A 6495-nucleotide genomic window follows, 5' to 3' on the forward strand; every position below is an offset into this window, starting at 1 on the left:
TAAAGATTAAAGTCAACTTATTTTTATGAGTGAGATAAAAACCAAATTCTGTTCAAAAAAAATTAAAATACCAGATCCAAATATTGATGAATGAGAACTTTTATAAAGCAGTTATGAAGATTGTTGATATGCGCAGTCTCCTGATTGCTCCAGTCTGAGAATACATATTCGACTGGAATAATACTAACTAGCAATTTAGTGGAGAGATGATCGGATCAAGACCGACGGATAGTTTCGGTAGTTTGGCTGAGGAAGATAGGGGCGGGTATGTAAAAAGTTGATGCTGCCAATATTGTATACTCGCAGCATCTTCAAGATCAAAAGAGAAGGTTTTAGTTTCTGCTCACTTGATCAGTGCGTCTCTACCACCTTGATTTTTCTCGAGGTTTGGCTTCATTCACTTTCCAAGCTCGACCATCTATTTGATGACCATTTAAAGCCTCAACAGCAGAATTTCCCTCTGCCGCATCATCCATTTCTACAAAACCGAAGCCTTTGGATCGATTATTTACTCGATCCATAATTACTGAGGCTTTGCTTACTTTTCCAAACTGGCTGAATGCTGATCGCAACTGATCTTCAGAAACGCTGAAGGCCAAATTTCCTACGTAAATATTCACAAAAATTCTCACGAACTGGCTTGGGACCTTAAAAGTTGTTGAGTGATTCCAAGCCTCAGGTCACTCAACGTCTCCAATACTATTAATTAGATTGGCAAAACCAGTATACCGATAAACAAAAATTAAAACACTTTATTTTTATATTATATCACCGAACACAAAAAAACTTCAGCTTGTGCATAAGTTCTTTCACCATAGATAAGCAACTTCTCATGAATTGCCGTTGCTATTGATGCATCTAAAATAAGTCCTGCTGTATACTAAAAAAATGCTAAACAACATCATCATTAGCTCCTGCCATGATTAGTTTGCCCTCTTCTTCAAGCTTCTTGACTACCTTGATAATCTTTTGCTGAGCACCTTCCACATCAGCGACTTTTACAGGACCCATATTTTCCAGATCATCATTGAGCATCTCAGCTGCACGAGTTGACATGGAACTCAAAATCAACTCTTTCACCGCATCACTTGCTGTCTTGAGTGCCATTGCCAGATCAGCCTTATCGACATCCTTCAAGACCGTCTGCATTTGCTTACTATCGATCAACGTCAGGTCTTCAAAGGTAAACATCAGCTCACGAATTTGTTCTGCCAAATCTGGATTAGACTCTTCAATCGTAGAAAGGATCCGCGTTTCAGATGCTTTGTCCATTGCGTTTAGGATTTCAGCGACCGGTTCTACTCCACCAACTTTGGTCACCATACTACCTGCTTGCTTCATTTCATCCGTCAAAACTTCATTGAGTTCATTGACTACACCGGGAGGAATGCTATCCAAAGAGGCGATACGATAGACCACATCGGCCTGTAAGTTTTCTGGAAGATTTCTGAGAGTAGTGGCTGCTTGGTCTATGTCTGTTAGGTAGGAGATAATCAAGGCTATCGTTTGGGGGTGCTCAGTGCGGATATAATTAGAAATCATGATGGGATCTATGTACCTCAATGCGTCCAGCCCCATGTCTTCGTTCTGGGAACTCATCGCAGCACCCAGTTCCTTGGCCTTGTCTGGTCCCAATGCTTTGCTGAGAGCGTTTTTGATGAAGTCGGGTGAGGACATGAGATCGCCTCCTCCATCACTCATTACCGATTGACGGTAGAATTCCTCCAGCACTTGATCGAGTTCTTCTGAGGAGATGTCATTGAAGCGGGTCATGAAGTAGCCGACCTGCTGGATTTCAGCTTCTTCTAAATTCTGCATCACTGCTGCAGCACCTTCTTCACCCAAAGCAAGCAATAAAATTGCCGCCTTTTTAGGGCCCGTCAGTTTGCCAACTGCCATTCGTTTGTCTCCAACAAGAGATAAAGTTCCTGCTGTTTCAGCAAGGAGTAGAGGGCCGCGACTGAAAAAGCTTGGCAAAACGAATATTAAGTCTTCTCTCTGTTATGAAAGAGTAAACCTACTGCTGAGCAACAAATTTTAATGTATCCCAGCGTTAAGACATGCTTCTCACCTATATTGTGCTAGCAAAATATTTTGTTTTTGATTTCACCTCTGCAAAAATGATTAAAAATATTTGGCCCTTGAAGCTTGGTTAGATTAGAAGAATTGGAGAGAACAATTGGGATCTATTGAAGAAGATACAACCCTGAATAATTAGTAACCACATCAGTCTCTCAGATCTGTAGCTTTCATAATGCAATTGTTCCACCGCTAATTTTTTGACACCCTAGTCCCAATCCAATCAAATATTTTTTACAAGCATTTGGTTTGTACAAAGACTTTCTCCCAAGTTATTTTTCTTCGGTAGTAATTATCCACTTTAATAGAAAGATGCTAGAAACAAACCTGAAAAGGTTTGTGAGCATTATATCTCCTAGGTTTACAAGCCACTGCTTCTGTCGTGTTACTCTTGAGATTAGCGCCATCTAACATAGTTTTTCTCATTGAGTTGTATGTTCGGTTGATGCCTATCGGGTGCACTCCATCCAGCATGCTCCTTCTCATCGAATTGTAATTCCTACTTATTCCCTTTGAATTAGTAATGGGCTTGCAGCCCAGACAACTTTTTCTCTCAAGCGGTTGAGTCATCTCCAGTTGTTTGGACCCAAAAGATGATGCAGCGATCGTCAACACACCCAATGTGAGTAGGACTATTTTTGTCAAGGCTATTGGTTTCAAATGATTTCCGTAATGGCATATAAGAATTAGTGAAAATTGCAGAGATTTGATCGCAGGCTGTCGGGAGTAGTTTCTAAATCATCTAAAAAAGTACTTTTTTGAATAGTAGACAGGCCTCACTACCACTAATTTTTTCTCTATCCCATAAGAAATATCAACCTGATCAACAATTATTTGTTTTTGGACTCAGTTGCATCTTGGAAAGTTCGATTAGAATCCCAATAATTTCATTCTCTAATAACCGAACAGTATCCAAGGAATTACCCAACTTTTCTATCTCTGGATTTAATTTTAATGGTAGTGCTACTAAACGATTTTTGATCTCACCCACACTTTGCTGGATGGCATCGATTACCGTTGTCTCATCACGCATTTTCTCTTTGGGTGATTCTTGAAAAGCTATTTCACTGAGTGGCATCTCAGCTTCCTTTTGTTGACCAAATTTCTCCGAATTTTCTATTCTTTCTTGAAAATTTAATAGCCATTTAGTGGCTTGTTTTAATGGAACTTCTCTGTGGCTATAGGGCATTCCAAGATTCACGTACCGATAGACTATTGCCAAACCATGCCCAGTTAGTTCTGCAAATTCTTCCGGACTTACTGTCAATCGATCAATTCTGGTTTCTTCGTTCATAAAATAATTCTAAAAGGCTTTCTGAGAGTTGATGCTCTACTATGAGCACCCAATCAATCTGCTGGAACAATTTCCAGTAAGATTCTAAATTTCTTGGGATCAAACTAATTTTTTAGTCGAGACAGACCGAGAGACATCAAACTGAAGTGACTAACGATTCGGTGGGTATGAAAAAACTATTATTTCTTCATGAAATACCCGTTAGGCCAGTGAGTTGGTCGTGACTCTGGTCAGCGATTCGTTTGGAGTGCTTCTGAAGTGAGGTACAGTCCGTTAATCCGGAGAAGCTCTATGCTGGACTGTCGTTATACGGCTGGTTAAATAGCAGATGTTCGTTGTCGATCAGCATTTTTCTAGATCAATAATACATCTTTTGAAAAAAATGTTTGAATTATTTTCACCAGAGTCGCTGGGGGCTGCAAAATCTTCCTTACAGAAAATCATATGAAATCAGGCTAACTCCACGCACAACTATACCCACGTGCGCTTGTAGCCTAACTCCACCAACTAGTTACACCTTCCACTGTGACGGGTAGTTCCTTCCTGTAAAGCAGGCTTGCCACACTATCTTTGATCTTTTTCTTGTTCCAAAATTTTCTGCTTACGTTCGATGCCCCACTTGTAACCTGCCAGATCTCCAGACCCACGAATCACCCGGTGACACGGAACCAGGATTGCCACATGATTAGAGGCACAGGCTCTGGCCACGGCACGGGCTGCCTTGGGTTGTCCGAGAGACTGGGCGAGTTGGGTATAGCTTACCGTTTCTCCAGATGGAATCTCGGTCAAGGCCTGCCACACCTTTTCCTGAAAGACCGTGCCTCGAATATCAAAGGGAAGCTTCATATCGCTTGATTGTCTTCGATGGGGATCATCAATCTGGGCCACCACCTCAGATATCCATTCTTGCCAATCTTCCTCTGCTTCTAGTAGCTCTGCAGAGTGGAAATTTGCCTCCAGTATACCCAAGACTTCTTCTTTCTCCGCAAACTCGACCAAACAGATTCCACACTCGGTTGTGGCAATCAGAATAATTCCAAGGCTTGTATTGCGGTGGGCATAACGGATTGTTTCTCCCTGAGCCCCTTTCTTGTGTTTGCTTGGCATTAGCCCTGGTGTGGTGTTGTCAGCATAAGCTCGTGATGGGCTATCGTAACCGGCTTCATAAATTGTTTGGGTGACAGTCTTTGAAGATTTCAATTCATTGCGGAAGCGTTGTTTCCGCAACGCCATAGCATACTGTTTTGGAGACAAGCCAACCTGTGCCTTGAATACACGCTGGAAATGACCTGGGCTGAGACCCGCTGATGCTGCCAATCTGGCTAGATCAAGATTTTCTTCTGCCAACTCGATTGATCGGCAAGCCTGAGCGATGGCTTTGCTATGCGATGAAGATTCTACTTGGTTGGGCTTGCAGCGTTTACAAGTTCTATAGCCCGCAGCCTGCGCCTGTGCTGGTGTGTCGTGAAACGAAACATTTTCCCGATTGGCTCTTCGGGAAGTGCAGCTAGGGCGACAGTACACACCTGTCGTACACACTGTGAAAACAAAGATACCATCCCACGCTTGGTCCCGATTACAAACAGCTTGCCAGCGTTGCTCATCAATCTCTCTGGAATCGTTCCTCTCTTTTTCTTGATTTTGCTGCATATCACAACTCTCGTGTAGCCCAAAGTGCCTTTAATTTCTTCCAGGGACGACCATCAACCGCGGCCATACCTGCACCGATCAAAGACATTCCCACTAAATGTTTCGGCAGTAGACTCTCATCCAGAAAAGCAATTCCCAGCAGAATGGCGCTGATTGGTATTAGGAAGGTAACCAACAACAAGTTTGTTGCTCCAGCTGTAGCCAAGATTCGGAAATAGAGAATGTATGCTAAGGCTGTCGAAAAAACAGCAATCCCTACAAGGGAGGCAAAGGCAGCTACGCTTGGCATTGGCATAGTCCATGGTTGCTCAACCAAGATCACCATCGGCACAAGAAACAAACTGGAGGCCGTTACCTGTCCTGTTGCTGTGATTATCGGTGACACCCCCATCACTTTGAATCGACGCCCAAAGATGCCCGCGAAAGCATAAGAGAGTGCTGCACAAAGAATTGCTATGTGTGCCAAGAAATTTGCACTTATCCCTGCAAGCATATCAGTGCCTATCATAGTGAAAACTCCAAGAAAACCAATAACAATCCCCAAAAGACGACTACCATTCATTTTTTCATCTGAGGTCATAAAATGCGCAACTACTACTGTGAATAGAGGTGTCATTGCGTTGAGAATTGAAGCAACACCAGAAGCGACTTGTATCTGTCCCCAAACAATCAAACTGAATGGTACGACGTTATTCAACATTCCCATCCCACCGAACGCGATCCAAATTCTTGAATTCCTAGGGAACTGTTGACCCGTGACTCTCATCACCAGCAAGAGTGCTACAGATGCTAAGGCGACCCGACCAACCACAATGGTGAACGTTGGCAGTTCCCTGACTGCTACACCGTTAAAAAAGAATGAGCCACCCCAAAGAATGGAAAGAGCGAACAGCAACCCCCACTCATGAAAAGTCATGGAAGTATTGATGGTTGGATTTGCAGACATGAGTTCACCTACAGATAAAGCATATTGGTTAGGTGAAGTATCCCCTTGGCTCTCAAGAAAAACATCCTGTTTCTTGCGATTAAATTCGAAAATTTGGTGTTGGAGCAATTGCGTAGTTTGGACAAAGGAAGTAATCTCCACGATTTAGAGTTTTAACGATGCAATGTCCTCACTGCGCTCATCCTGACTACATCCTCTTTGGTAAGAATCGAGGCGCCCAACGCTACCGTTGCCAAGCCTGCCGTCGAACCTTTCAGACACTGCGCAGGGGCAAGGATCCCGCCCTCAAAGAAAAAGCTCAAAAGCTATACCTCGAAGGACTGGGTCTCAGAGCCATTGGCAGAATTCTCGGGGTGCATCACAAAACTCTCTTGCTGGCTGCTGCAAGCTGCCCAAGCACTCCCAGCGAACCTACCGCAGACAGAGGCCTGCTCCTTCATCGAAGTCGCTCCGCACTTTCATCGCTAAAAAAAGTCCCAATGTTGGCTCTGGATAGCGGTGGACTCCATCTTTGGCAAGGTCCTAG

At 43.3% G+C, this 6495-nt stretch carries 6 protein-coding genes; 1 reads left to right on the forward strand and 5 read right to left on the reverse strand.

Translation table 11 applies throughout. The features are described 5' to 3' along the window. Window positions 1-362: 362 nt before the first annotated feature. The 5 genes from P8O70_00785 to P8O70_00805 all read right to left on the reverse strand — a co-directional run bounded on the left by P8O70_00785 (window position 363) and on the right by P8O70_00805 (window position 5969). Entirely contained in the window at window positions 363-620 is a 258-nt protein-coding gene (locus tag P8O70_00785; protein MDG2195419.1) for an RNA-binding protein, read from the reverse strand. Window positions 621-891: 271 nt separating this feature from the next. Further along, complete coding sequence (fliG, locus tag P8O70_00790) at window positions 892-1899, reverse strand: flagellar motor switch protein FliG (GenBank protein MDG2195420.1); 1008 nt, start codon at window positions 1897-1899, stop codon at window positions 892-894. Between the two features lie 1003 nt (window positions 1900-2902). After that, the gene (locus P8O70_00795; protein MDG2195421.1) at window positions 2903-3268 is read right to left on the reverse strand and encodes a hypothetical protein; all 366 of its coding nucleotides are present in this window, start codon (window positions 3266-3268) and stop codon (window positions 2903-2905) included. Between the two features lie 669 nt (window positions 3269-3937). Then, window positions 3938-5023 carry a bifunctional DNA-binding transcriptional regulator/O6-methylguanine-DNA methyltransferase Ada gene (ada, locus tag P8O70_00800; protein ID MDG2195422.1) on the reverse strand — a complete coding sequence of 362 codons (1086 nt, stop codon included), beginning with the start codon at window positions 5021-5023 and terminating at the stop codon, window positions 3938-3940. Between the two features lies 1 nt (window position 5024). Next, the gene (locus tag P8O70_00805; protein ID MDG2195423.1) at window positions 5025-5969 is read right to left on the reverse strand and encodes a DMT family transporter; all 945 of its coding nucleotides are present in this window, start codon (window positions 5967-5969) and stop codon (window positions 5025-5027) included. Between the two features lie 158 nt (window positions 5970-6127). Here P8O70_00805 and P8O70_00810 point away from each other — a divergent pair. Beyond that, window positions 6128-6495 (forward strand): hypothetical protein (locus tag P8O70_00810; GenBank protein MDG2195424.1); only part of this gene is annotated, 368 nt, incomplete at its 3' end.

It is taken from the genome of SAR324 cluster bacterium (assembly GCA_029245725.1).
Classification (GTDB): Bacteria; SAR324; SAR324; order SAR324; family NAC60-12; genus JCVI-SCAAA005.

Coding starts and splice junctions, on each gene's coding strand:
- fliG (MDG2195420.1), bottom strand. CDS start 1,899: ATGGCAGTTGGCAAACTGACGGGCCCTAAAAAGGCGGCAATTTTATTG.
- P8O70_00795 (MDG2195421.1), bottom strand. CDS start 3,268: ATGCCCTATAGCCACAGAGAAGTTCCATTAAAACAAGCCACTAAATGG.
- ada (MDG2195422.1), bottom strand. CDS start 5,023: ATGCAGCAAAATCAAGAAAAAGAGAGGAACGATTCCAGAGAGATTGAT.
- P8O70_00805 (MDG2195423.1), bottom strand. CDS start 5,969: ATGTCTGCAAATCCAACCATCAATACTTCCATGACTTTTCATGAGTGG.